The 24,778-nt window shown below is 42.0% G+C and carries 26 protein-coding genes and 1 pseudogene; 25 read left to right on the top strand and 2 right to left on the bottom strand.

The genetic code is table 11. The annotated features are described in order from the left end of the window. The first annotated feature begins 8 nt into the window (after nt 1-8). From AC6I1H_RS12365 to AC6I1H_RS12465, 21 genes and pseudogenes are all read left to right on the top strand, one after another. Nucleotides 9-770 (top strand): CoA-transferase subunit beta, encoded by a 762-nt coding sequence (locus AC6I1H_RS12365; RefSeq protein WP_497737867.1) that lies wholly within the window; start codon nt 9-11, stop codon nt 768-770. 118 nt (nt 771-888) lie between these two features. Continuing rightward, nucleotides 889-1,965, top strand: a complete 1,077-nt coding sequence (locus AC6I1H_RS12370; protein ID WP_497737868.1) for a Bug family tripartite tricarboxylate transporter substrate binding protein — start codon at nt 889-891, stop codon at nt 1,963-1,965. A 122-nt stretch (nt 1,966-2,087) separates the two neighbouring features. Next, on the top strand, nt 2,088-2,282 hold the full coding sequence (locus AC6I1H_RS12375; protein ID WP_497737869.1) for a 4Fe-4S binding protein: 195 nt from the start codon (nt 2,088-2,090) through the stop codon (nt 2,280-2,282). A gap of 6 nt (nt 2,283-2,288) precedes the next feature. Next, the gene (locus AC6I1H_RS12380) at nt 2,289-2,771 is read left to right on the top strand and encodes a tripartite tricarboxylate transporter TctB family protein (protein WP_497737870.1); all 483 of its coding nucleotides are present in this window, start codon (nt 2,289-2,291) and stop codon (nt 2,769-2,771) included. A gap of 21 nt (nt 2,772-2,792) precedes the next feature. Then, nucleotides 2,793-4,265, top strand: coding sequence for a tripartite tricarboxylate transporter permease (locus tag AC6I1H_RS12385; RefSeq protein ID WP_497737871.1), 1,473 nt, complete (start codon nt 2,793-2,795; stop codon nt 4,263-4,265). A gap of 17 nt (nt 4,266-4,282) precedes the next feature. After that, entirely contained in the window at nt 4,283-5,986 is a 1,704-nt protein-coding gene (locus AC6I1H_RS12390) for an aldehyde ferredoxin oxidoreductase C-terminal domain-containing protein (RefSeq protein WP_497737872.1), read from the top strand. Between the two features lie 19 nt (nt 5,987-6,005). Then, nucleotides 6,006-6,227 (top strand): MoaD/ThiS family protein, encoded by a 222-nt coding sequence (locus tag AC6I1H_RS12395; RefSeq protein ID WP_497737873.1) that lies wholly within the window; start codon nt 6,006-6,008, stop codon nt 6,225-6,227. A 39-nt stretch (nt 6,228-6,266) separates the two neighbouring features. Beyond that, on the top strand, nt 6,267-6,623 hold the full coding sequence (locus tag AC6I1H_RS12400) for a cupin domain-containing protein (protein WP_497737874.1): 357 nt from the start codon (nt 6,267-6,269) through the stop codon (nt 6,621-6,623). Nucleotides 6,624-6,897: 274 nt separating this feature from the next. Next, nucleotides 6,898-7,740: a methyl-accepting chemotaxis protein gene (locus AC6I1H_RS12405; RefSeq protein ID WP_497737875.1), complete on the top strand. Its 843-nt coding sequence runs from the start codon at nt 6,898-6,900 to the stop codon at nt 7,738-7,740. 726 nt (nt 7,741-8,466) lie between these two features. After that, on the top strand, nt 8,467-9,909 hold the full coding sequence (locus AC6I1H_RS12410) for a subtype B tannase (protein ID WP_497740786.1): 1,443 nt from the start codon (nt 8,467-8,469) through the stop codon (nt 9,907-9,909). A gap of 444 nt (nt 9,910-10,353) precedes the next feature. Continuing rightward, the gene (locus AC6I1H_RS12415; RefSeq protein ID WP_497737876.1) at nt 10,354-12,537 is read left to right on the top strand and encodes a BglG family transcription antiterminator; all 2,184 of its coding nucleotides are present in this window, start codon (nt 10,354-10,356) and stop codon (nt 12,535-12,537) included. A gap of 19 nt (nt 12,538-12,556) precedes the next feature. After that, a complete protein-coding gene (locus tag AC6I1H_RS12420; RefSeq protein ID WP_497737877.1) occupies nt 12,557-12,856 on the top strand; it encodes a PTS sugar transporter subunit IIB in 300 nt (99 codons plus the stop codon). 19 nt (nt 12,857-12,875) lie between these two features. Continuing rightward, on the top strand, nt 12,876-14,162 hold the full coding sequence (locus AC6I1H_RS12425) for a PTS ascorbate transporter subunit IIC (RefSeq protein WP_497737878.1): 1,287 nt from the start codon (nt 12,876-12,878) through the stop codon (nt 14,160-14,162). Between the two features lie 28 nt (nt 14,163-14,190). Then, nucleotides 14,191-15,153, top strand: a complete 963-nt coding sequence (locus AC6I1H_RS12430; RefSeq protein ID WP_497737879.1) for a phosphoglycerate dehydrogenase — start codon at nt 14,191-14,193, stop codon at nt 15,151-15,153. Nucleotides 15,154-15,172: 19 nt separating this feature from the next. Further along, nucleotides 15,173-16,192 (top strand): Ldh family oxidoreductase, encoded by a 1,020-nt coding sequence (locus AC6I1H_RS12435; protein ID WP_497737880.1) that lies wholly within the window; start codon nt 15,173-15,175, stop codon nt 16,190-16,192. 20 nt (nt 16,193-16,212) lie between these two features. Next, a complete protein-coding gene (locus AC6I1H_RS12440; protein WP_497737881.1) occupies nt 16,213-17,097 on the top strand; it encodes a dihydrodipicolinate synthase family protein in 885 nt (294 codons plus the stop codon). 70 nt (nt 17,098-17,167) lie between these two features. Next, nucleotides 17,168-17,794, top strand: coding sequence for a cyclase family protein (locus AC6I1H_RS12445; protein ID WP_497737882.1), 627 nt, complete (start codon nt 17,168-17,170; stop codon nt 17,792-17,794). 27 nt (nt 17,795-17,821) lie between these two features. Beyond that, nucleotides 17,822-18,676 carry a dTDP-4-dehydrorhamnose reductase gene (gene rfbD / locus AC6I1H_RS12450; RefSeq protein WP_497737883.1) on the top strand — a complete coding sequence of 285 codons (855 nt, stop codon included), beginning with the start codon at nt 17,822-17,824 and terminating at the stop codon, nt 18,674-18,676. 468 nt (nt 18,677-19,144) lie between these two features. After that, nucleotides 19,145-19,572: pseudogene (locus AC6I1H_RS12455) on the top strand (IS701 family transposase); the annotation flags it as partial. 239 nt (nt 19,573-19,811) lie between these two features. After that, nucleotides 19,812-20,009 carry a DUF2281 domain-containing protein gene (locus AC6I1H_RS12460; protein WP_497740787.1) on the top strand — a complete coding sequence of 66 codons (198 nt, stop codon included), beginning with the start codon at nt 19,812-19,814 and terminating at the stop codon, nt 20,007-20,009. Next, a complete protein-coding gene (locus AC6I1H_RS12465; RefSeq protein WP_497737884.1) occupies nt 20,002-20,334 on the top strand; it encodes a type II toxin-antitoxin system PemK/MazF family toxin in 333 nt (110 codons plus the stop codon). Before AC6I1H_RS12460 ends, AC6I1H_RS12465 begins: the two co-directional genes overlap by 8 nt. Before the next feature lie 88 nt (nt 20,335-20,422). On the opposite strand, the gene AC6I1H_RS12470 is transcribed toward AC6I1H_RS12465, so the two are convergent. Then, nucleotides 20,423-20,557, bottom strand: coding sequence for a hypothetical protein (locus AC6I1H_RS12470; protein WP_497737885.1), 135 nt, complete (start codon nt 20,555-20,557; stop codon nt 20,423-20,425). A gap of 162 nt (nt 20,558-20,719) precedes the next feature. Beyond that, entirely contained in the window at nt 20,720-21,664 is a 945-nt protein-coding gene (locus AC6I1H_RS12475; RefSeq protein ID WP_497737886.1) for a LysR family transcriptional regulator, read from the bottom strand. A gap of 204 nt (nt 21,665-21,868) precedes the next feature. Between AC6I1H_RS12475 and AC6I1H_RS12480 the strand changes: the two genes are divergently transcribed. From AC6I1H_RS12480 to AC6I1H_RS12495, 4 genes are read left to right on the top strand one after another with little or no spacing between them, the layout of a single operon-like run. After that, nucleotides 21,869-22,423 (top strand): 2-oxoacid:acceptor oxidoreductase family protein, encoded by a 555-nt coding sequence (locus AC6I1H_RS12480; protein ID WP_497737887.1) that lies wholly within the window; start codon nt 21,869-21,871, stop codon nt 22,421-22,423. Next, nucleotides 22,377-22,703, top strand: a complete 327-nt coding sequence (locus AC6I1H_RS12485) for a 4Fe-4S binding protein (protein WP_497737888.1) — start codon at nt 22,377-22,379, stop codon at nt 22,701-22,703. The genes AC6I1H_RS12480 and AC6I1H_RS12485 overlap by 47 nt, the downstream gene beginning before the upstream one ends. Continuing rightward, nucleotides 22,684-23,889: a pyruvate ferredoxin oxidoreductase gene (gene porA, locus AC6I1H_RS12490; RefSeq protein WP_497737889.1), complete on the top strand. Its 1,206-nt coding sequence runs from the start codon at nt 22,684-22,686 to the stop codon at nt 23,887-23,889. Before AC6I1H_RS12485 ends, porA begins: the two co-directional genes overlap by 20 nt. Beyond that, nucleotides 23,882-24,766, top strand: a complete 885-nt coding sequence (locus AC6I1H_RS12495; protein ID WP_497737890.1) for a thiamine pyrophosphate-dependent enzyme — start codon at nt 23,882-23,884, stop codon at nt 24,764-24,766. Before porA ends, AC6I1H_RS12495 begins: the two co-directional genes overlap by 8 nt. Nucleotides 24,767-24,778 lie beyond the last annotated feature (12 nt).

Genomic DNA, 24,778 nt, shown 5'->3' on the forward strand with positions numbered 1-24,778 from the left:
TGAAATTTATGACCGTTGAATACACGACAAATGAATTAATGGCCGTTACGGCGTCACGTTTATTGAAAGACGGGGACAATGTAGTGGTGGGATTAGGCCTGCCTCAAATAGCTTCTTTGCTTGCAAAAAGTACCCATGCTCCGGGGCTCAATATAGTATATGAGATTGGCGTAATAAATCCAGATGCTTTCGAAATGGGAGTAGGGGTTGCGGATCCCAGGCTTTGGTATAATGCCGAGCATTTTACAAGTTTTGTCGGCACACTGGGCCATGTTTTGCAGAAAGGTCAGATTGACGTAGGTTTTCTGGGCGGCCTGCAGGTGGATAAGTACGGAAACATAAACAGCACGCTGGTGAGAAACGAATCCGGCAGCAGACATATTAACGGCAGCGGGGGGGCTGCAGATATAGCATGCTTCGCTAAGCGGATTCTGGTGATAATGAAGCACGATAAGAGAAAATTGGTAGAAAATGTCGATTTCATCACAAGCGTGGGGTACTTGAGGGGCTCCAATTCCCGCGGTCAAGAAGGCGTTCCGATGTGCGAATATATAAAAATAATCACGAATCTTTGTGTTTTCGGATTTGATGAGGATGAAAAGGTATTAAAGATAGAGTCGCTGCATCCCGGTGTTTCCGCGCGAGATGTCTTGGAAAACACCGGAGTAAAAGTTCATATTCCGGATAATGCGGCAAGAACGGCAGAACCCACCGATGAGGAAATCTACTTGCTGAGAAACAAAATTGACCCCATGAAGATGTATATCTAACTGTCAGTGGATGTTAGGGGAATAACGACATAAAGAAGGGGGGCATGATAGAAAAATTATTGATAGAAAAATCATATTTTATGTTTTTACCCCAAAAAAATAAGGAGGTAGCAAAGTAATGAAAAAAAACAACCTTCTTGTTCTGGTTCTACTGACAGTGTTTATGCTCTCGATTGTTTTGGCAGGGTGCAGTCAGCCGAAGCAGGAGCAGCAGCCGCAAAATAGTGCAAATAAAGCAACCGAAGAAACAAAGACGAAATACCCCGAAAGGTCTATAAATGCGGTAATAGGCTTTGCAGCGGGAGGTCCTACAGACCTGATCGGGAGGGGCATTTTGCCCATATTGCAGGAGAAACTGGGTGTGGGAATAGGAATAACAAACATGCCGGGCGCTTCCAGCGCCACTGCAGCTTCAAACGTGCTGTCGCAGCCTAAGGATGGCTATACGCTGTTCTTCGGGTCGGAAATAATGTCAATATGGCAGACTATGGGCGTCATCGATTTGAATCCGACCAGAGACTTTATTCCTATCAAATTGGTAGCCCAGGCCATCCCTGTTCTGGCAGTTCCTCCGGATTCGAAATTCGAAAAAGCTGAGGACTTTGTGAAATATGCAAAAGAAAACCCGGGGAAATTGAGGATTGGGACGGCCGGTCCCGGAACCGTACCCCATATTTCCGGACTGCTCCTTGAAAAAGAACTCGGGTGCAAATTCACTTTTGTCCCCTTTGATGGAGGTCGTCCTGCTGTAACGGCGGTCATGGGAGGGCAGGTTGACGCTACGATTGAGATGGTGCAGTCCATGGTTGAAGCGTATAAGGCTAACAAGCTGAAGATACTGGCCTCCTTTACCAATGAACCCATTTCCGGTCTGGAAAAGATAGAGCCGATAGGAAAGCTGTATCCTGAACTGTCGAAATATCTGCCATACGGTCCGTATTTCGGTCTTTTTGCGGCAAAAGGAACGCCGCAGGATGTCGTGGATGTGTTGAAGAGTGCAATGGATGAGGCAATAAAGGATCAGAAATGGCTCGATTACTGCAAGAGTTTGTATCTGGTTCCTATAGATTACAGCGGTGATGAAGCGGTAAAATTCCTTAACGACTGGACTTCAAAATCTGCATGGATTTTGTATGATGCCGGCGGTGCCAAACATTCTCCGGCAGATTTCGGGATACCCAAGCCTCAACAATAGTATTAAAATCCAAGGATAATTTAAAACCCAAAAAACATCCGCCCTCTAAAGCTTAGAGGGCGGATGCATCGTAGCATTCTTCGGATTTTATATCTAACTATATCTTACAAGGAGGATTATAAATGCTGAAAGTAGACAAGAAAAAATGCACGGGCGATCAGGTATGCACCACAGTATGCCCCACCGGTGCCGCACATATGACGGATGACGGCAAGGCCGAAATTTCTGCAGACGTTTGCGTGGAATGTTACGCCTGCATGAATGTATGCCCTCAGGAAGCAATATTTGAGGCTGATGAAAATGCAGGCAAGGAGTGACGAAAGGTGGGAGAGTCGAAACTTTTGAACAAAGTATCGATTATAGTGATTGCAGCCGTGTGCATTCTGGCTTTTGCGGATATAGGATATTTCATGTTTTCCCAGGGAATTCCGCTTCTGACGGTAGATTCCCCCATAATCTTTCCCTTTCTCGTTGATTTGGTTCTATTAATCAGTTTGATAATGGTTATTACCGGAGAATTTAAAAATAGCTCTCGTGAAAAAGACACAAATAAAAATGAACCGGAAAATATAAAGGATTTAATAGCGGTAGCAGCGTATTTTGCGGGAACGGCTGCTTACATCCTTGTTTTGAAAAACCTGCATTTTCTTACTGGGACAATTGCATATATGCTTGTAATAATGTATCTGCTGCATGAGGCAAACCGGTTTGCCGACAAGGTTGTAAAAATCCTTATCCCATGTCTGATTACGGTTCCAGCTGTGTATTTTGTTTTCAGCGGCATATTCCACGTAATACTGCCTTAGGGAATGCGAGGAGGATATGTAATGAACATCATATTGCTGATTTATATGACAGTAGGCGCAATAATCGGATTAATCATGGGAGCGCTGCCCGGCCTGACGGTCACGATGACAATAGTTCTGGTGGTTTCGCTGACTTTTGGCTGGAACATGGTTGACGCACTGGCTTTCATAATAGGCGCTTTTTGCGGAGGCGTCATGGGGGGCTCCATTTCGGCAATAACTTTGAACATACCCGGAACTGCGGCTGCGGTCTCAACCATATTTGATGGCTATCCTTTGAAGAAAAAGGGTGAAGCGGCAAATGCCCTGAGCGTGGCATTGTTTGTGAGTTTGCTGGGAGGATTGTTCGGCATAGTATTTCTCATGGTATTTGGGACGCTGCTCGGTGAAGTTGCGCTGAAATTCGGGAGCCAGGAATATTTTCTCATTACTCTGTGGGGATTGTCCCTGATAGCGGTTTTAAGCAAGGGCAATATTCTAAAGGGAATTGCGGCCACATGCGTGGGCCTGATTATAGCCATGATCGGGATGGATCCCATAACAGGCATGATGAGATTCACGTTCGGATCTAATCTGCTTGGCGGCGGCATCAATTATATTGTGGCCATGATAGGTCTGTTTGGAATGAAGGAAGTTTTCGTTTCTCTTAGCAGCAAACAGACTTTTAAAATTGAAAATGAACGCTACAGGATAAGAGATCTGTTCCCGAAGTTTGATATCATAAAAAAGACTCTGACCTGCATGACATGGTCCGCGCCTATCGGTGCGATTATAGGCCTACTGCCGGGGACCGGAGGGGATATTGGCTCTCTTGTGGCGTACGGATTTACTAAGCAGCTTGTAAAAAATCCCAGCAGGCCCTTTGGCGAAGGGGCCTACGAAGGAGTTGCCGCCCCGGAAGTGGCAAATGATGCGGCTATAGGAGGCGCAATTACAACGATGCTGACATTGGGAATTCCGGGGGATTCGATAACAGCGGTTATTTTGGGTTCCTTTTATCTGCATGGCATTCTGCCGGGGCCGACATTTATGATGACCCAGAGAAACTATTTTTACATGATAATTGTATTTTTGCTTATTAGCGAGTTCATCGCCTATTTTCTGGGCATTCTGGGAAGCAACGTCATGCTGCGGATGCTGAACCTTCCGAAGTGGTATCTCGTACCGTTTATTACCATTCTGTGCGTTATAGGTTCGTATGCTCTGCAGAACAACATATACGATGTGCTGTTCATGCTTATCTTCGGTTTCATCGGGTATCTATTTGAAAAAGCCGGTTTTCCGGTAAGTCCCATAGTTCTGGCATTGATACTTGGGTCAATGATAGAAACCAATTTCAGGAAAGCCCTGATTATTACAGGAAGTATTGGCAGCCTGCTCGCATCCTTTGTCACCCGCCCGCTGAGTTTGATTTTATTGATAATAATTATAGCCACTTTCGTTACACAGTCGCTTATTTTGTCTAAAATGGGGAAATTGGAAAACAATCAGTAAAACAGGAGGGGATAGGATTGAATAAAATTGTGCGATTGAATATGAGCAACAAGCAAATCAACATATCCAGCAACGAAGAATATAAAATTCTGGGCGGCAGGGCTCTGACTTCCAGAATAATTTTTGATGAGGTTGAACCGACATGCGATCCTTTGGGTAAGTTCAACAAATTGGTCCTGGCTCCCGGCCTTCTGGCAGGTACTGCCGTTTCAAGCGCGGGAAGGCTTTCTGTGGGATGCAAAAGCCCGTTGACCAACGGCATAAAGGAAGCCAACTGCGGCGGGGTAATCGGCACGGCGCTGGCTAAAAACGGCGTAAAGGCAATAATAATAGAAGATCTACCCGGGGATGACAACTGCTATGTGCTTGAAATAGACGGTGAAAATATAAAGCTTGCCGCGCATAATGAGTTGAGATTTCTCGGAACATACGATACGGTTTCCAGATTATATGAAATCTACGGCAAAGATATAGCCATATTGTGCATAGGACCTGCCGGCGAAAGGGGCATGAGGGCTGCGTCCATTGCTGCCACAGACCCGACGGGAGAACTCAAATTCGCTGCCCGGGGCGGCGTAGGTGCCGTAATGGGCAGCAAGGGCATAAAAGCGGTTGTAGTGCATGATAACCGCAACAGGGAAATAGAGTATCATTCAAAAAATGAATTTATGGAAGTTGCGAGGAAAATAAACAAAGAATTGTTGTCGGATCCCAAGACAGGTGTTGCATATAAGAAAAACGGGACGGCAGGGATTGTGCTGGCTGTAAATGCAATGGGAGCGCTGCCGACGAAGAATTTCCGTTACGGGTCCTTTGAATATGCCGAAAACTTGAGCGGCGATGTGATGCATGAAACCATTACGAAAAGAGGAGGCTGCGGCAAGACGGGAATTCCGTGCATGGCGGGATGCGTAATCCAGTGCAGCAATATATATCCGGATGAAAACGGCCAAAAGATTGTTTCGACCCTTCAATACGAGACAATAGCCCTTTTGGGGTCCAATCTGGGATTTGACAATCTGGACTCGGTTGCAAAATTGAATAGACAGTGCGACGACATAGGCCTCGATACTATCGAAATGGGAGCAACTCTCGGCGTGGCTATTGAAGCGGGATTGGCTGAATTCGGTGATGAGAAAGGCTGCATGAAGCTGCTTGAAGAAATCAGGCAAGACACGGTGCTTGGAAAAGTTCTGGGCAATGGTGCGGAAATAACCGGGAAAGTGCTTGGAATCAGCAGAGTTCCGGCGGCAAAAGGGCAGGGCTTTCCAGGGTATGACCCGAGGGCGTTGAAAGGAAACGGTGTCCTTTATGCAACATCGCCCATGGGTGCCGACCATACCGCGGGAAATGCCTTCGGCTCAAGAAACGAAGTTGATCCTTTGGGCCGTGAAAAACAGGGAGAACTGTCAAACAACTTGCAGAAGAAGATGACGACCCTTGACAGTCTTGGTTTCTGCATTTTTGCACGTGGGCCATTATTCAAAGATCCGTCGACTATGGCCGCAATGATAAATTCTTTGCTGGGGCTAGATATAAATGTGAATGATGTATGGGATATAGGCATCAATACTCTGAAAATAGAAAGAGAATTTAATATAAAAGCCGGTATAAGCCCTGCTCAGGATAAGCTTCCTGAATTCTGCTATGTGGAACCGCTGCCCCCAACAAATTCCGTCTTTGATTTGACATCTGAAGAAATGAATAAAGCTATTTTATAAAAAATTAACGGTGAGAGCGATGATTAAAATAAGGGCGCATCACCTGATAAAAAATTTTAAAAAAAAAGAGATTGAACTTGATTTGAGCAAAGAAACTTATCTGCAGGAAATCTTAAATGCCATAGGAGTGTCCGAAAATGATGTAGGCATGGTAATCGTTAATGGCAGATGGCAACAGAAGAATTGTGTCATAAAAGATAACGATACCGTGGAATTATTCCCCTACATGGACGGGGGATAATATTGGAATAAATATTAAAAATGAAAGGAGTAAAATTAAATGGCAAAGCTGATTGTAAAAGAAAGCGAAATTGAAGGGACCAAAAGGATACCGCCAAGAGTTTCCAAGGTACTGATATGCAACAAGACTGTAGGTGCCACAAGAATATCCATGGGAGTAAATATAACCGAAGTGGGAAGTAGGATTCCGCTTCACAGCCATGAAAACCAGGAAGAAGCCATGTATGTAATTTCAGGCAAGGGCAAACTGATTGCAGACGGCGAGGAATATGAACTTACCCCTGGTACAGCCATATTTTCGCCGGTGGGTGTAAAACACGAGATAGTAAATACAGGCGATGAACCCTTTAAAATAGTCTGGGCTTACGGGCCTCCTCTGCCGGAACACTTGGGTTGATAGATTTGATATAGAATAGATATTTTTTACAAAGATTGATGTTTTTACCCTATACTAACGCCATGCGGGCTGTATCACAAACTGCCCTAAGCAAGTATAAAATGCATTAGGATATAGCCCGTATAGGCATGCCTTCCTTTAAAACACATTGTTAAACCAGCTAAACTACCCCTTCATGAGCGCAAAATAACGAAGAAGGATTAAGACTTATGGTGCATGGAGCCTCCTAGTAGAACCCCGGGGTTTCCTATTTAATGTGAAAAGGAGGATAAAAATGCAAAGCCGGGGTGAAATAGAGAAAAAGTCAATTTTGGAAACTTTAATAGAGGTCATGCCAATTTTTATACAACTTATACCTTTGGATTGCAATATTTCAATAACTGATACAGAATACTTTTTAGCAAATTTCACTACAGGAGAATTCAATCTTGATCAGCAAAAAGGGAAAAAAATACCTGAAAACAGCGGTATCAGAAGGGTTATAACAACGGGAGAAGTTCAGAAATATGTATTGCCAAAAGAAGTATATGGAGTTCCTTTTAAATCAATATCTGTTCCTATTAAAGATGAAAAAGGAAAAACAATTGGGTGTATAGCTCTCGGAATGAGCTTAAAGAATCAGGAAAGATTAGAACAGGCTATAAATACTCTGTCTGCTACAAGTGAAGAAGTTGTTGCTTCTGCAGAAGAATTAGCTTCTTCTGCTCAAGAATTATCGAGATGTATGGAAATTGTAGATGCAATGAAAAAAGAGATGGAAGAACAAATACATGAGACAGAAGAGATTCTCTATTTCATTAAAAATGTTGCCACGAAATCAAATATTCTGGGAATTAATGCTGCAATTGAAGCCGCTCGAGCGGGTAAAAATGGACAAGGTTTTAACATTTTGGCAGAAGAAATTCGCAAAATGGCAAAAAGTAGCGCGGATTCGGTAAAAAAAATAGAGGCGATTACAGAAGGAATAAAGCAGAAAATGTTAAGGATAAGTGCTGAAATCCAAAAAACTTTTGATCTTTCAAAAAATCAAGCATTGACTTCCAATGACATATCTGGAGCAATTCAGGAATTGAATTCTTTAATTATTGACCTTGAAAGCATATCGAAGATTATTTGATCTTCATTTTCATATTAACTTCCATGCAGGTCAGACCCAGCAAACTGCAAGATTTCAAAGTGAAAATTAATATTGCAAATTGAATTTTTAATTACAATAACAAAATGTGAAAATCCGCAAAATACTTGAATTATGCTAAATGGCATATTTTTGCTAGACATATTCTTGCTATATATAAAAATGCTAATATTTAAAGTATTATACTAGCCCTCACGCCGGGCAGACCCGGCACAAAAAGGATGAAACGGAGGGATAAAAATGAATGTAAAGAAATTGCTTGCTGTGATTATTGTCTTGTCATTTATGATTATGCCGTTTACTATGGCATATGCGGCTTCGGATACGGTCGGGATAATGGCCAGCCCGCTTACTGCGATATCCGCGGCTTCAGGCGCAGCTAAGGCAATAGCCAGCCCGCAGACAATCATTGTAGACGGCAGAGAAGTTAGGGTTGAAGCCTATAATATTAATGGGTACAACTACTTCAAGCTTCGTGACATTGCACGGCTGCTGAGCGGGACAAAATCCCAATTTTCTGTTGACTACGACGCAGGCACAAATACTATCGTTGCCAAAACAGGTGAAGCATATCAGTCTGTCGGCGGGGAGCTATCCGCAGGAGATGATAAATCTGCCACTTGTATTTCAAGCAATTGGGTATTCAAGGTCAACGGGCTTGATATAAATGCAAGCAAATACATAATTGGAGGCAATCACTTTTTCAAGCTGCGCGACCTTGGGACTGCTTTTGGATTTGCCGTGGCCTATGACAGCAGCAAAAACGCTGCGGTCATTACCAGCGGAAAGGTAAGCCTGGTGTTCAATGATGCAAATTATACTGCAAAGACTTCGGAGTTTAAAGGCAAAACCATTGCCTACCGTGCCTATGAAAATATCGTTTATGTGTCTAATCCCGTGGATGCCGATTATGAGGCTATGAACATTTACATCCCCGAGGAGTACTTTGAGGGCAAGTCCATCGGCAACTATAATGCAGAAACGGCCCCTATCTTTTTCCCAAACATGGTGGGTGGCTACATGCCTGCAAAACCTGGGGCCCCTGGCGTAGACAATGCCGGTAATCCAAATTCAATACTCATGGCCCTTTCAAAGGGCTATGTAGTGGCAGCGCCCGGCGCGCGCGGGCGTACTTTGCAGGACGAAAACGGCCTGTATACCGGCAAGGCACCCGCCTGCATCGTGGACTTGAAGGCGGCTGTCAGATACCTTCGCTATAATGACGATATTATGCCCGGAAATGCTGAGAAAATCATTTCAAATGGCACAAGCGCTGGTGGCGCGCTATCGGCGCTGCTCGGCGCAACCGGCAACAACGCGGATTATGTGCCATATCTGGAGGCGATCGGCGCGGCCGATGAGCGCGACAATATCTTTGCCGCCTCATGCTACTGCCCTATTACAAATCTGGATAATTCAGACACGGCCTATGAGTGGCAGTTTAACGGCATAAACGATTACGATTTCAGAGGTACGAAGGGCATATTGACGGAGGAACAGATAAGGGTCTCGAACCTGCTGAAACCAATGTTCCCCGAATATCTTAATGGCCTGGGGCTTAAAAAGCCTGACGGGACTGCGCTTACACTTGATTCAAAGGGGAACGGCAGCTTTAAAGACTACGTCAAGTCTTTCTTGATCGCATCGGCGCAAAAAGCTCTGAACAACGGAACGGATCTTTCGGGACTTGACTGGTTGATGATAAAAGATGGAACTGTCACGGACATAGACTTTGAAAAATATGCCGTTTATGCCACAAGAATGAAGCCGGCCCCCGCCTTTGACGCTCTGGACTTAAGCAGTTTTGAAAACAACCTGTTCGGCACCGCTACCGTTGACAACCAGCACTTTACAAAATTCAGCCAGGAAAATAGCACAAAAGACGGCTCGCTTGCCGATGCAAAAATTATCAAGATGATGAATCCGATGAACTACATCGGTACAAAGGGGACCACCACCGCTAAGTACTGGCGGATCCGCCACGGTGCTGTTGACAGAGATACCTCCCTCGCCATCCCCGTCATCTTAGCCACAAAGCTGGAGAACGAGGGTTTCGACGTTGATTTCATGCTACCTTGGGGTCAAGGGCACGGTGGAGATTACGACCTCGATGAACTATTTGACTGGATTGACAGTATTATTAGGAAATAAGGCTTTTAGCCGAGCGCGAAAGTTGCAAAGGTGGCTGTAATACATGAATTTCCCGGTGGAAATCCGTAATTTCATTGATTTAAAATCGACTTTAGCACAGTACAAATCAAAATACTAAAAAATGATGATTTACATACATACTTTGACATCGAATAAAATGAGTTCTGCGTTTCTGCAGGACTTATTTTTTATTGTCGAGGCACTTAAAACCGTAATTTTAATAACAGGCACTGGCTTCAAAGCACATATTTTTGGGATTGCTGTGTCAAATAATTTGCATAAAAATTTACAGGTTGCATTCAAATGGTTAAAAATTGCCGCATATATTCGGGAAGAATAAAACAAGATTGAAACCATTGAATTATTAATGATTGTACGTTACTATAATAAAAAAGCGATTCAGGAATAACAAAAAAATAGATAAATATTGCATGATATATTATCGTGCAGAAAAAGACTGGTGAGGTTATGGCCATGGTCTATCTTACGGATAGGTGTTATAAAATAATAAACCTACTGCTAGAGCAAGAAAAGATTACTACCAAACAAATTGCCAAGGCAATAGGAGTGAGCGAAAGGACAGTAAGGTATGACCTTGATACAATAGATTATTGGCTAAAGGAGAAGGGGGTAAATTTAAAAAGAAAGAATAAAATCGGCATATGGATAGAAAATCGCAGTCAAAATTTAATAAAACTTAAAGAATTTTTAGACCCTGCTGCTGACAACTATCATGTCTTTAACAGTGAAGAACGAAAAAAGATTATACTTCAAATGCTGTTTGAAAGTCAGCGGCCTCTTTCGGTTATGGAACTTGCAGAAAATATAAAGGTAAGCAGGACGACCATTATAAAGGACCTTGACGATGTTGAAAAATGGCTTCAAAAGAGAAACATCCGCCTCTTAAGGAAGCCTAACTATGGAATTTTTTTGGAATGTGATGAAATTAGCTGGAGAAAAGGGATTATAGAACTGATAAGCGAAAATATTGACAAGACCAATCTTGTTAAATTTTTAAAACAAAACCGGCTAACCGGGTTAAAAAGCAGCCGAATCGATTTTTTGTTAAACAAACATCTTACAGAACTTTTCAGCAAGGTGGATATAATTTTTATCGAAAACTGCGTTGAGATGATAGAACAGCGCCTGAATTTAAAATTTGTTGATGCTGCCCTGATTGGATTGGTTATCCATATTGCCCTGGCAATAAAGAGGCTGCAGCAGCAAAAGCAGATAACAATGCCGGAAGAACAGCTGACAGCCTTGAAGAATACTGATGAATTTAACGTAGCAAGGGTTGTTGCAGAAAAACTTGGGGAACAGTTCAAGGTATTAATTCCCGACGCAGAGATAGGATATATAACCCTTCACATAATGGGAGCCAAGATACGGAAGAACTATTCGGCTGAACCCTATAATGGGTTAAATGCTACAGATAAAGAAATAGATATTATACAAAAATTTATAAATATTACAAGTTCTTTATTAAATGTAGATTTGAGCAAAGACGATGAATTGTTGAAAAACCTTTGCATCCATTTGAAACCGGCTATAAACAGGCTAAAATACGGGATGAGTATATTTAATCCGCTTCTGCAAGACATAAAAACAAAATATGGCATTATTTTCAGCGCTGCAAAAAGAGCTTCTGAGATATTTGAAAATGAACTCGGAGTCAGCCTGAATGATGATGAAATCGGGTATATCGCAATGCACATTGGGGCATCTCTTGAACGAAACAATTATAATATTTTCGATACGCGCATCAAAATCGTAGCGGTTTGCAGCAGTGGCATCGGTACGGCAAAACTTCTTTCTTCAAGAATAAAAAAAGAATTTCCCGAGATCGAAATAATACGCGAGGTTTCTCTTGCTGAATTAAATGAGGAAGTATTAAACGATGCAAGTTTTGTCGTAACAACAATTCCTATTGAAGACATTTTTTATAAACCCGTAATTTATGTAAGCCCGCTGCTTGAGGAAAAGGATATCGAATTAATCAGGGCTGTTGTGCGCAGGACCGGGTCCAACCTCGGCAAACATGATCTAATCATTGAAAGGATTGTATCTGCTGTTGAGAGAAACTGCAAGATAACAAATCGTTTAAACTTGATAAAAGAACTCGAAAATATTTTCAATATCCAGCAGGAATGGAAAGGAGACCGTTTGCCCATGCTTTTGGATTTAATCACAGAAAAAACTATAGCTGTAGATGTTGAGGCAAGTGATTGGAAGGAGGCGATAAGAAAAGCCGGAGAACTCCTCGTAGAACAAAATTATGTAAAGCCCGATTATGTAGAAGCAATGATAAAGACTGCAGAAGGAATGAAAGCTTATATTGTTATAACTCCAGGAGTGGCATTGCCTCATGCAAGGCCTGAATACGGCGTAAACAAAGTGTGCATGAGTCTGGCTCTTCTAAAAACACCCGTAAACTTTGGCCATCCTAAAAATGATCCGGTTAAAGCCGTAATAGCCCTGGGTGCAGTGGATAATCACACGCATTTGAAAGCCCTTGCGGAACTTTCGGATTTCCTTGATAGCCAAACCAATATCGAAAAGCTTTTTCAGTGCAAAAATGTTCATCAGGTAATGGAATTGTTTAAAAATAAAGATGGTTCAAATTGAATGGAAAGGGGGTGAAAAAGTGAATGACCGCCAAATATCGATATTGACAATATGTGCAGTAGGTGTAGGTTCCAGCCTGATGCTGAAGGCCAATGCAAGGGAGCTCTTGGACAGGCATAAGATCTCTGCGAAAATAACAAATTCCGACATGACCACGGCAAAAGCAAATGAAACCGATATAGTAATTACTACTCCCGATATCTATGGTTCTATAAAGGGAATAAAAGCAAAAAAGATTATCCTCCTTGACAATATGGTCAGCAAAAAAGAATTGGAGGAAAAACTTGTTCCGGCATGCAAGGAACTTTTGGAAAAATAAAATAAAAAACAGGAGGTAGATGGTAATCATGTCAATAGTCAATTTTATAATCAGCCAGGTGATGAGCGATCCCGGCGTGCTGTTCGGATTAATTGCTCTCGTGGGCCTATTGCTTCTAAGAAGACCGATTGAAGAAATAATCACTGGCACGACAAAGACGGTAATCGGCTATCTGATACTGGTGGCAGGGTGCGGATTGCTTCAGGAAGCATGTAATCCCTTAAGTCAATGGGTTAATAATTTTTTGGGAGTCAAGGGAGTGCTTCCCCAGGGACTTATGGCAATGGGTTTGATGATGTCTTCGAAATATGGAAGCCAGGTGGCTCTTGTAATTTTGCTTGGATTTATTCTTAATATAATCCTTGCAAGGATAACTCCGTTAAAGACCGTGGGCATTACCGGACATTTACTTGCTAATTGGGCTGCATGGGTCGTGGCTATTTTAACTGCACTTAATCTGACTCCTGCAGCAGTAGTGGTTGTAGCGAGCATAATATGCGGATTGCACTACTGGCTTGCAACAGCTATTACTCATCACTTTATGAAAAAGAACGAAAAGTTATCTCCCGAGTGGGCATTATATATTCCTGATTCTATGGCTGTAGCTGCTGTTTCTTGGGTTGCAAAGCTTGTGGGCAATCCGGATGAAAGATGCCAGGATATCAAAGTTTCACAAAAATTGGAATGGTTGCGAGACAGTATAGTAGGTATGGCTGTTCTTGCAGCTATATTATGGACCATACTTGGTGTGGCTTCTGGAAGACAGGTGGTAGAAGCAGTTTCTGGCGGGAAAAACTGGATACTATTCTCGATTTTTGCTGGATTTAAATTCGCAGGCGGCCTTGCAGTGGTAATATATGGTGTAAGAATGCTGCTTGGAGAACTGGTTCCGGCTTTCAACGGTATCGCAAACGCCCTGGTTCCTGGAGCTGTCGCAGGTCTTGACTATCCCACTGTCTTTCAATTTGCACCAACGGCAGTATTCATCGGATTTATATTCAATTTGCTGGGCGGTATTGTAGCAACACTTATAATGATATCAGTTAAACTTCCGGTTGTTGTGATACCCAGTGTATGGACAAATTTTTGGATGGGTGCAGTAACAGGTGTTTTTGCCGATGCATATGGAGGCAGAAAAGGAACAATGATAGCAACGTTCTTGATTGGATTGCTGGTTCCGTTCGGCTGGTCATTGGGGTATCCTCTAACAGGTCCATTGTCTAATTCTGGGCTAATTAGCGATTATACGGACGTTAGCGTAGGCAGTTTTATATTGTATTTATTTAGAAGCATATTTGTTCATTAATAAACTATTAATATGTAAGGTGGCAAAAATGACAGAATATAAAGTATTGATAACTGCGCATTCTTTTGGGAATGAAGGCCCGGAACCCTTTGAAATTCTCAAAAGGGCAAATATAACACCTGTGCTCAGAAAGAAGGAAAAAATCTGGGCTGAAGACGAGTTGTTGGAAATCATAAGTGATGCGGATGGTATCATAGTTGGAGCGGATAAAGTAACAAAAAGGGTCATTGATAAGGCTTCGAAATTAAAAATAATTGCAAAGCATGGAGTGGGTGTGGACAATATCGATGTGAAAGCTGCTGCGGAAAAGGGCATATTGGTTTCTGTGGCTCAGGGCTCGAATACGGTGGCCGTCGCAGAACTTGCACTGGCTTTAATGCTCGACCTTGCAAGAAATCTTCAAAGATGCAATTCGGAAACAAAGGAAGGAAAATGGAAAAGGATAATCGGCGTGGAATTGCAGGGGAAAACGGCAGGCATAATCGGTACGGGCAGAATAGGAAAAGAAGTGGCAAAGAGGCTTTACCATTTGGGAATGAAAATACTTGCCTTTGACACTTACAAGGATAATGAATTTGCAGAAAAATACGGCATAACCTATGTTGATTTGGACACGCTTCTCGAAAATTCGGATTTTATAACGCTGCATGTTCCGCTGATGGCAGAAACAGAAAGAATAATAAACAAAAAGAATATATCCCTGATGAAACCCACGGCATACATTGTTAACACTGCAAGAGGCGGCCTTATAGATGAAGAAGCCCTGTATGAAGCACTTAAAAACAATAAAATAGCAGGGGCGGCTGTTGACACGTTTGAGTTGGAGCCTCCGGTCAATAGTCCCCTGCTATCCCTCACAAATTTAATAGCTACACCTCATATAGGAGCCTATACTCATGATTCTATAAACAATATGAGCTGCATGGCAGCTCAGGCAGTAGCCGATTTCTTTATGGGCAAAGAGCCACGCTACGTAATAAACAAACCTTGATTTCAGGCGGTGACAGTAATTGCATGAAAAGATATTTTTCTCCCCTCAAGAAATAAAAAGTATATGCATATCAGTTTTGTGCAAAACTGGAGTTTCAGAGGAAGACGCAAAGCTAATAGCAGATACACTGGTTGAAGCGGATATGAGAGGCGTCTCATCCCACGGAATTCAAAATCTGCCTGTATACATTAAAAGGATACAAAATGGCGGCATAAATGTCAATATCAAACCTGAAGCAGTTCAGGTATCTGAAAACCAGTGGGTTATCGATGGAAAAGGCTGTTTTGGGCAGATTGCGGCCATTCAGGGGGTAAAAATATTAAAGGAAACTGGCAAAAATAATAAAGTAGCTGTAGTTGGAGTAAAAAATACAAATCATTGTGGAATGCTTGCCTATTACACTAAGCGTATAAGTTCTGAAGATTGCATTGGCTTCATGTGCAGCAACACTAATCCCAATATAGCGGCATTCGGAGGAGCGGAACAGGTACTGGGTACAAATCCATTTTCTATAGCAATTCCCTATAAAAAATCCCATATCATTCTTGATATGGCCACAAGCAGCGTAGCGAAAGGCAAAATTTATGAATATGAGAGGAAGGGCTTGCCCATACCGTTTGGATGGGCGCTGGATTCCGAGGGCAAACCCACTGACTGTGCCAAAGATGCCTTAAATGGAGTCTTGCTTCCCTTCGGAGGGCATAAAGGATACTCTATTGCGCTCATTATCGAGATACTGAGCGGGGTATTAACGGGTTCCGGGTATTCCAAAATGGCCTTTTCGCTCCATAAGGATGTGGACCGGATACAGAATGTGGGATTTTTCATGGGCATTATCCCGATAAGGCCTTTTATGGAAATCGATACGTTCAACGAGAGATTGGATACATTGATGAATATGATAAAAAATGGCAAGAAGCAGCAGGGAACAAAAGAAATCTTGTTCCCCGGAGAATTGGAAGAAAGGCTTTATGAAAAAAGTTTGATGCAGGGAATTGAAGCAGACGAAAAACTGTTAGACCAGCTAAAAACCATATAAATCTTGAAAGGATGATAAGAATGTTTAAAATGAAGGGCGTTGTACCGCCAATGATCACCCCTTTTGATAAAGAGGGAAATGTCGATTATGCAAGCCTGGAAACCCTTGTTGATTTCCTGAAGGAACATGTCCATGGATTGTTTATAACCGGGTCTTATGGATGCGGAGCCTTGATGGATGTGGAGGAACGCAAAAAGGTGGCTGAAATCACCGTTAAGAGAGCAAATGGCAAAGTCCCGGTTATAGTCCAGGTCGGCACCACAAATAACAGATCCACAGTAGAACTGACAAAACATGCAAAATCAATAGGAGCCAAAGCTGTTGCCGCCGTAGGCCCATACTATTTCACACACGGCGAAGACAGCATCTGCTGCTTTTATGAGGATATGGTCAAAGCGGCTGACGGCATGCCCGTATATGTATATAATAATCCAAAATTCCAGGGATATCCCATGAGCCTTGGGCTTATAAAAAAATTGAAGTCATTGGGTGTTTACGGCATAAAAGACGCTACTTTCGATATTATGCTGCATGCTACGTATCACAGGGTATTAAAGGATGATCATTTCGATGTGGTGCTGGGAACCGAGGCCATGTGGCTTTCAGCAAGGGCGCTGGGCACAGAGGCTTTTATACCCGGCCTTGCAAATGCTTTTCCCGAGATATGCTGCAAAATGTATAAAGAAGGAATGATGAATGATTTTGATGCATGCCGGAATACACAATTTGAAGTTAATAAATTAAGAGACATCATGTATCTGGCCAAATCCACCCAACTGGCGATTTATGCCATGCTGGAGATTAGAGGCATAATTAAAGCATACCCCAGAGCGCCGTTCATTCCCGCTTCGGATAAAGAAAAAGAAGCGATAAAGGAAGAACTTAAAAAATTAAAAATGATATAATAAATGGTTTTCTAAATAATCCGGTTGCATAACCGGATTATTTTAAAGATATTTAGGAGATGGTTTTGCTATGAAAATAATAGACATATCCCAGACACTGGAAGAGCCGATGGCTTATTACCCTTCTTTGAAAAAATACGAATTCAATTGGGCAAGACATTATTCCAGAGGAGACAGTACAAGCGTTTCTGAAATCAGCATGGCGTCTCATGTGGGCACTCATTTAGATTCCCCATACCATTTCATAGAGAACGGAAAAATTTTAAGCGAGATGGATTTGAGCATTTTTTACGGAGAAGTTAAAGTAATAGAGGTTCCGGAAGATAGAGACAGAATCACAGTGGATTTTCTGAAGACACTTGGCGACCTGACCGAAAGAATTCTTTTCAAAACCAAAAACTCCAAAATGTACGATCTAAAAGAGTTCAGGGAAGATTACGTTTATATAGACGGGGACGCCGCAGCTTACATCGCTCGATTCCCGGTAAAGCTGGTAGGGATTGACTATGTGAGTGTCGATGTGTACAAAAAATCAAAAGAAGCTCACATAACTTTGCTTTCCAGAGGCATTGCTTTGCTCGAAGGCATCGTTTTAAATGAAGTGAATGCCGGCGTTTACAAACTGGCGTGTTTTCCCCTAAAAGTAAAAGGTGCCGAAGGAGCTCCCTGCCGCGCTGTTTTAATAGAAGAAGAATAATAATAATTACTTATGAGGTGATAAATAATGAAAGTTGTGGTAACTGGTGCTTCGGGACTTCTGGGAGAAGAAATAGCGGATTTTTTCAGTGAAGAAAATGACGTTATACCTTTAAAAGGAAGAAAGCAAATTGATATAACTAAAACAGATGAAATTTTCTACTTTCTGAAGGAGATTGATCCTGATTTGATAATCCACAGTGCCGGATGGAGGGCAGTGGATGATTGTGAAAAGAATAAAGAACAGGCATTGCTAATAAATGCTTTAGGCACCAAGAATATCGCCCTTGCGGCAAAATCCATAGGATGTCCAATGATTCATATCAGCACCGATTCTGTTTTTGACGGCGAAACGGATAAGCCCTATAATGAGTTTGACAGTCTAAAACCGGTAAATGTATACGGGTATAGCAAGTTAAAAGCCGAGGAATCTGTTATATCGATTTTAGACAAATATTTTATTGTAAGGGTCCCTATTTTATTTGGCAACAAAGGGAAAAAAGAGGACAATCTGATTCTCAATATTTGGGATAAAATAGAAAGGGGAGAAAAGATTTATGCTGCAGTAGATCAGGTATGTTCACCAACATATACTAGAGATGTTGCATATGTCCTCGCTAAAATGGCAAAGACTGAATATTATGGCGTGTATCATGTTGCCAATGAGGGCATCGGATCGCGTTACGATTTGATGAAAGAAATTGCAGAAATAAAAGGATACAGCAGCGAAAACATAATACCATACAATTCAGAAATGAAATATGCTAAACGTCCAAAATTCACTGTATTTAATGGAATAGCATTTTATAATACTTTCGGTATAAAACTAAGAGACTGGAAAATTGCATTAAAGGAATGCATAGAGTCAATTAGTAAGTCTTGAAGAAGGCGGGATTTTCCCCCTCTTTTTTTTTAAATATATCACTCTTGTCTTGCAGAAATTCTCTATTTTAAATATGATTTCGGTGTAAAAACTAAGTTGGCGGCCGGAGATGGCTAAGCGCACCGTTTAGCGAGGCCGTCGCCGCTCTTGAGTTTAGAACAACACCCACCTTCGGTGGGTACCCGAGGGAAGCAGCGGGCATGGATGCCCGCTGGCCGGCGTCCTGCATCCGTGCATGCCGCCCCTGCTTCGCTTGTTCCGGACTTAAGAGCGGCTAAACCTCACTTTATGGTGCCTTTGACCGTTACATACCACCTTCGTTAGGTTTTTTACAGTAAAATCAAAATTAAATTTTAAACTTTACTTCACTGTTCCTGTTTTAAACCATATAAATTTGTTTGCGCAGCTATACAAAAGGGCTATAATGGTACCGTTAAGGACATTGTCTGTTTAAGACTGGCAAATTCACATAGAACTACTTTTGGTAAATTCTTAAGCCAGGATGTTTGGAATATGGAATATGCATGGAGAGCCATTAGTAGAGAAGTTATTCGTGTTATTTACCACTGTTCCCAAAATCAATCTGCTCCTATATTTGCAATTTTTGATGATACTATTGCTGAAAAGACCAAGCCTTCGTCACAGGCAAAATCTCCGATTCAAGCAACAAGTTATCATCAGTGCCGTTACAGTGAACGGTTCTACATATTTGGCATATCGATACGAAGGAGCCTTAAATGACATAGATAAATGCTGTAGTTCTACTATGCTGGCATGAAAGCGCATTTAAAAAACCTGGTGCCTTGCATGCATTTTTGTACACCGATACTGAATTAGATACCCAGACCATCCTTGAATATTACAGCAAGCGTTGGCCTATTGAGATTTTCTTCAGGCTTCCAGCAACAAAGAAGCTTTCATTTTCTTGATATATCGCATATATTGTTGTATAATAATAATGATGCGTGAACAGAATAAAGGAGCGTTTGGTTTCGACGGGGGCGGCAGAGATAAGAGCTGCGCAGCCGATGCCTTAATAGGACACGCTGGGTTCTGTGAGGAGCGTGGACGGCCTTCTCACATTGACAATTCATTGAAAAGTGAGGTGGAAGTCGAGCGTCTACTCGACAGATTAATGAATGCAGCTAAGAGCATTTTATTAAAATTAATTGATGAAATTCCTGAAAATAAAATAGGAGAAGTTATTGATTTTATTTTATTTTTAAAAAATAGGCAGGATAGTCAGATATTCAAAGATTTATTATCCGCCAGTGAGAGCAGCATAGATTTTTGGCACACCGATATTGATGATGAGGTATGGAACAATGTATAGGCAGGGCGATATATTATTAATTCCTATTCCTTTCAGTGATTTGACTTCCAATAAGAAACGCCCTGTTCTTGTTTTATCTAATGATGATTATAACAATAGAACAGAAGATATAATGGTTGCGGCTATTACTTCGAACCTTGCGGCAAAAGACTATATTGTTATGCTGGCCAGAAGCGACCTTGATGAAGGAACCTTGAAGGTGGATTCCTGCATAAGGGTGGATAAGATTTATACATTATCCCAAAGTATTGTTATAAGTAAGTTTGGTGCTGTGAAAAAGCATATTATTGATGCAGTGAGGGAAAGACTTTTTGAGTTAATCTAAAATAACCTTAGATATGCTATGGCAAAAGCAGAGGGGAATATTTTTGTGAAATATAAGATTGGGGAAGTTTCAAAGATATTGAATATACCTATTGAAACACTTCGACCACAATGTGCTTTCGTATGGGTTTGTTTTCAATCAGATCATTAAGGCTTTCTATGATTGGATTTCCTTCTTTATATATGTAAACAATATTATAACATACCGAAGCTTCCAGCTTCAATCAAAAATAGCCTTCAATGCAGTAGGTTGTAAGTACTGCACAAAAAAGTTTGTTTTTTTTGCAAACTTTTTTAGGACAATAATATATAAATTGTGGGATTGTAAGAAAAAAGTGCCGGAAATTGAATGTTTCCAGCACTTTTTTCTTGAGTTTATTATATGTCTAAAAAGCTAAATCATTTAATGCGCTATCTCTGGAGTCGGGGCCCAAACCGTTGTGAGTGTCGTTTATATTAATCCATTGACCACTGAACTTAATAAAAACCCTGAGAGCGGGATTAGTATTCTCATTTTTTTGTATTGCCAAAAATATTTTTCTACTCACTGTTGGCTTCAGAGATAGTATGGACAGACCGTTGCTGGCACTTTTGACTGCTACGGGATATGCAAGCACAGTTATTCCCAGACCCTCGCTCACAAACCCCAGGATTGTTTCAACCTGTGTGCAATGCAGAAGTATTTTTGGTTCGAAGCCTGCGGCGCGGCAGGCACTGCAAAAATCCTGATAATTGCCTGAGTTTGGCGGGGGGACTATGAAATTTTCATTGGCAAGGCTGGATATATCGACTGATTTTTCATGAGAGATGGGATGGAGATTGTCTGTTACTACTACCAACTTATCGGTTATGAGGGGATAAAAATGAAAATGCGGATCGGAATTGGTTTGGCTAACTATTGCAGCATCTATTTTTGAATCATGAAGCATTTGCAAAAGGTCCTCACATTCTGCTTCGAGGAGCTTTAAATCAATCCCCGGAAAATTTTTCTTAAAAGATGCTATAAGGCGATGAAGCTTATAATATCCGATTACCGGCATAACCCCAAGCACGATGCAGCCGCGCTCATAAGATGCATATTCATTGATGCTTTGTCGAGCAAGATTGATTTCTGAAAGTACTTTTCTTGCGTGTAAACAAAATTCAGCTCCTGCTGGGGTAAGCTGTACGGCTCGGGTTGTCCTGAGAAATAAATTGACGCCCAGCTCCTTTTCGAGTTTGCTTATCTGCTGGGAAAGTGAAGACTGTGAAATATTTAATTTTTCTGCGGCGCGAGTAAAACTTTGGTGCGTTGCTACGGCAAGAACGTATTCCATCTGATGGATCTCCATAATAGCAACTCCCCTGACATAGATTTATTATTTTAAATTAATAATCGTTCAAGAATATTATAGCACAATAAATAAAAAAGTAATATATGGATTTATTATATTTATAAATAAATTCAATCGATAAAATATATTTGTAAAATATACATGGGGGCATTAAAATTATTTATGAAAGGATAGATTCAAAACTCATTTGGAGGTGCGATATTGAAAAAAATAAAGTTTTTTGGAACAGGCGGCCAGGGGGTGGTTACCGCTGCAAAAATCTTTTCTACAGCCGTTTCCCTTTATGAAGACATGCATGCCATAACCATTCCGGCTTATGGTCATGAAAGACGCGGGGCACCGGTTTTTACAGATGTGGTCATGGACAGCGAACCCATCCTGATGAATTCTTTTGTATATGTTCCTGATATAGTGGTTGTCATGGATGAGACGATCATTGACAAACATGTGGATGTTAGTGCCGGAAAACATGATGGGACAATTTTGGTATTGAATTCAGAAGAACCTTTTATGTTGGAACGTTATAAAAAAGTATTCAGCACCAACGAAATTTTCTATGTAGACGCTACCCATATAGCTCTGGAGGCTATAGGCAAAGGCATACCCAATGGATCCATGCTGGGCGCACTGGCTGCTACCGGAGTTGTTAAAATAGATTCGATTGAAAAGGCCATAAGAGAATCATTTGGCAAAAAGGCGGGTGATATGAATGCAGCAGCAGCCAGAAAAGCTTATGAAAACGTTAAAAAGCTGTAAAGTGTTAGGGCCAGTGGCGACCATCTTTGACAGCGCCAATACCGGGAGCTGGAGAATAGAACGTCCGGTAGTAAAATTTGAAGATTGTATTAAATGCGGAACCTGTGCCAGATATTGCCCGGCCAACATCATCGATATATTTAAAGATGAAAAAGAATGTGTTGTCATAGATTACTATTACTGCAAGGGCTGCGGCATTTGTGCTAATGAATGCCCCAAGGGCTGTATTGAAATGGTTGACGAGAGGAGCGCGAGGAAAAATGACCTACAAAATGCTTGACGGAAACGGTGCAGCAGTTGAAGCCATGAAACTAGCCAGAGTTAAGGTTATTTCAGCTTATCCTATCACTCCTCAAAGTTCGATTGCTGAAAAATTGTCTGAATTGGTGGCCAAGGGAGAACTCGATGCCGAATACATTAGAGTTGAGTCAGAGCATACGGCCATGTCTGCAGCCACTGCTGCTCAGTTGACCGGTGTAAGAGCCGCTACAGCCACATCTTCGGTAGGGTTGGCTTTGATGAGCGAAGTTGTGGGATTGACGGCGGGATGCAGGGTCCCAATCGTCATGCCTGTGGTAAACCGGGCATTGGTAGCACCCTGGAGCCTCTGGTGCGACCACAGCGATGCAATGTCTGTCCGCGACAGCGGCTGGTTGCAGTTTTACTGCCAAAATGTGCAGGATGTTTTGGATTTAATGATCATGGCCTATAAAATAGCGGAGCATGAAAAAGTACTGCTGCCGGCCATGGTTTGCCTGGATGGGTTCTTCCTGTCGCATTCCATGCAGAAAGTTGAAGTTTATGACCAGAAATTGGTAGACCAATTCATCGGTGAATATATACCCAAAAATACCTATTTAAACACGGAAGATCCCATGTTCATATGTGATTTGACGCCGCCTGAAGATTTTACCGAATTAAAATATCAGCAAAAAGTGGCCATGGATAACGCCATTGATGTCATCGCCGAAGTCCAGGATGAATTCTATCGGATTTTTGGAAGAAAAGCCAGTATTATTGAGGAATATATGACAGAAGATGCAGATGTGGTGTTGGTTACACTGGGCTCCATGTCGGGCACAGCCAAATATACGGTAAATGAAATGAGGAAGAAAGGACTAAGGGTTGGGGTCCTTAAAATCGTTGTGTATAGGCCGTTTCCTTTCAATCAAATAAGAAAAGCCCTAAAAGGGAAGAAAGTTGTTGGAGTATTCGACAGAAGTGCGGGTTTGGGCGCCCAGGGCGGGCCCGTATGGACCGAGGTATGTGCTGCTCTCAGGGGGCTGGATATCGACATCAGAGGATATGTAGGCGGGCTTGGAGGAAGAGATGTTCCTGAAACAACCATAGAAAAAATATTCAATGAATTGCTGGATATATATAAAGGCAAGAGAATCCTCCATACAAACTGGATAGATGTTAAAGACAATGCCATGGAGATTCGGGAGGTGCTGAAAGTTGTATAAGATAAATGCTGAATCGAGGGGACTGGTATCCCATGGAGTCAGCGCCTGTGCTGGGTGCGCATTAGAGCTGGTTTTTAGAAATGTTCTGGATGTTTTGGGAGAAGATACGATAATCGTCATTCCTCCCGGATGTTCGGCCTTATTTTCCGGATATGGCAAAGAAACGGCTGTGAAAATTCCCGGAGCCCAGATGACGTTGGAAGCCACTGCCGCTTGCTGCACCGGAATTAAAAGGGGATTGCTTGCCCAGGGCAATACCCATACGACAGTATTGGGATTTGCAGGGGACGGAGGAACGGTGGATATCGGCTTACAGTCCCTTTCCGGCATGATGGAAAGAATGGAAAAAGTAATATATGTTTGCTATGACAATGAGGCATATATGAACACCGGCATTCAGGGCAGCAGCTCTACTCCTCTTGGGGCGAGCACCACTACGACGCCTGCCGGTAAACCGACAAAGAGAAAAGACCTTGTGGGCATTGCTGCTGCACATGATATTCCTTATGCCGCTACTGCGTCTGTAGCATATCTGACGGATTTGCGAAAGAAAGTGAAAAAAGCAAAAGAAACGGATGGGCCTTCTCTGCTGCACATTCATACCCCGTGTCCCACAGGGTGGCGATATGACCCGGCAAAGACCATAGAGATTGCCAGGGCTGCAGTTGAAACAGGCTGCTGGATACTGTGCGAATATGAAAACGGCAAATGGGTGATAAATAAACCGCTGAAAGAACTCAAGCCGGTTGAAACTTATCTAAAGGCTCAGGGAAGGTTTAATCATCTAAAAGAGCATGATATAGCGCAGCTGCAGATTCAAATAAGGGATCATTATAATGGGTTTATGGAGAAAGCTTATGGCCAAAAACTGGCCTAAATTAGTCTATAA

The sequence above is a fragment of the Biomaibacter sp. TOL genome (assembly GCF_059717795.1).

Excerpts from the sequence above, each read along its gene's own strand:
- AC6I1H_RS12400 (WP_497737874.1), top strand. The coding sequence starts at position 6,267 with ATGGCAAAGCTGATTGTAAAAGAAAGCGAAATTGAAGGGACCAAAAGG.
- AC6I1H_RS12395 (WP_497737873.1), top strand. The coding sequence starts at position 6,006 with ATGATTAAAATAAGGGCGCATCACCTGATAAAAAATTTTAAAAAAAAA.
- AC6I1H_RS12375 (WP_497737869.1), top strand. The coding sequence starts at position 2,088 with ATGCTGAAAGTAGACAAGAAAAAATGCACGGGCGATCAGGTATGCACC.
- porA (WP_497737889.1), top strand. The coding sequence starts at position 22,684 with ATGACCTACAAAATGCTTGACGGAAACGGTGCAGCAGTTGAAGCCATG.
- rfbD (WP_497737883.1), top strand. The coding sequence starts at position 17,822 with ATGAAAGTTGTGGTAACTGGTGCTTCGGGACTTCTGGGAGAAGAAATA.
- AC6I1H_RS12430 (WP_497737879.1), top strand. The coding sequence starts at position 14,191 with ATGACAGAATATAAAGTATTGATAACTGCGCATTCTTTTGGGAATGAA.
- AC6I1H_RS12365 (WP_497737867.1), top strand. The coding sequence starts at position 9 with ATGACCGTTGAATACACGACAAATGAATTAATGGCCGTTACGGCGTCA.
- AC6I1H_RS12440 (WP_497737881.1), top strand. The coding sequence starts at position 16,213 with ATGTTTAAAATGAAGGGCGTTGTACCGCCAATGATCACCCCTTTTGAT.
- AC6I1H_RS12465 (WP_497737884.1), top strand. The coding sequence starts at position 20,002 with ATGTATAGGCAGGGCGATATATTATTAATTCCTATTCCTTTCAGTGAT.
- AC6I1H_RS12425 (WP_497737878.1), top strand. The coding sequence starts at position 12,876 with ATGGTAATCATGTCAATAGTCAATTTTATAATCAGCCAGGTGATGAGC.
- AC6I1H_RS12475 (WP_497737886.1), bottom strand. The coding sequence starts at position 21,664 with ATGGAGATCCATCAGATGGAATACGTTCTTGCCGTAGCAACGCACCAA.
- AC6I1H_RS12445 (WP_497737882.1), top strand. The coding sequence starts at position 17,168 with ATGAAAATAATAGACATATCCCAGACACTGGAAGAGCCGATGGCTTAT.
- AC6I1H_RS12405 (WP_497737875.1), top strand. The coding sequence starts at position 6,898 with ATGCAAAGCCGGGGTGAAATAGAGAAAAAGTCAATTTTGGAAACTTTA.
- AC6I1H_RS12485 (WP_497737888.1), top strand. The coding sequence starts at position 22,377 with ATGCAGCAGCAGCCAGAAAAGCTTATGAAAACGTTAAAAAGCTGTAAA.
- AC6I1H_RS12385 (WP_497737871.1), top strand. The coding sequence starts at position 2,793 with ATGAACATCATATTGCTGATTTATATGACAGTAGGCGCAATAATCGGA.
- AC6I1H_RS12460 (WP_497740787.1), top strand. The coding sequence starts at position 19,812 with ATGAATGCAGCTAAGAGCATTTTATTAAAATTAATTGATGAAATTCCT.
- AC6I1H_RS12370 (WP_497737868.1), top strand. The coding sequence starts at position 889 with ATGAAAAAAAACAACCTTCTTGTTCTGGTTCTACTGACAGTGTTTATG.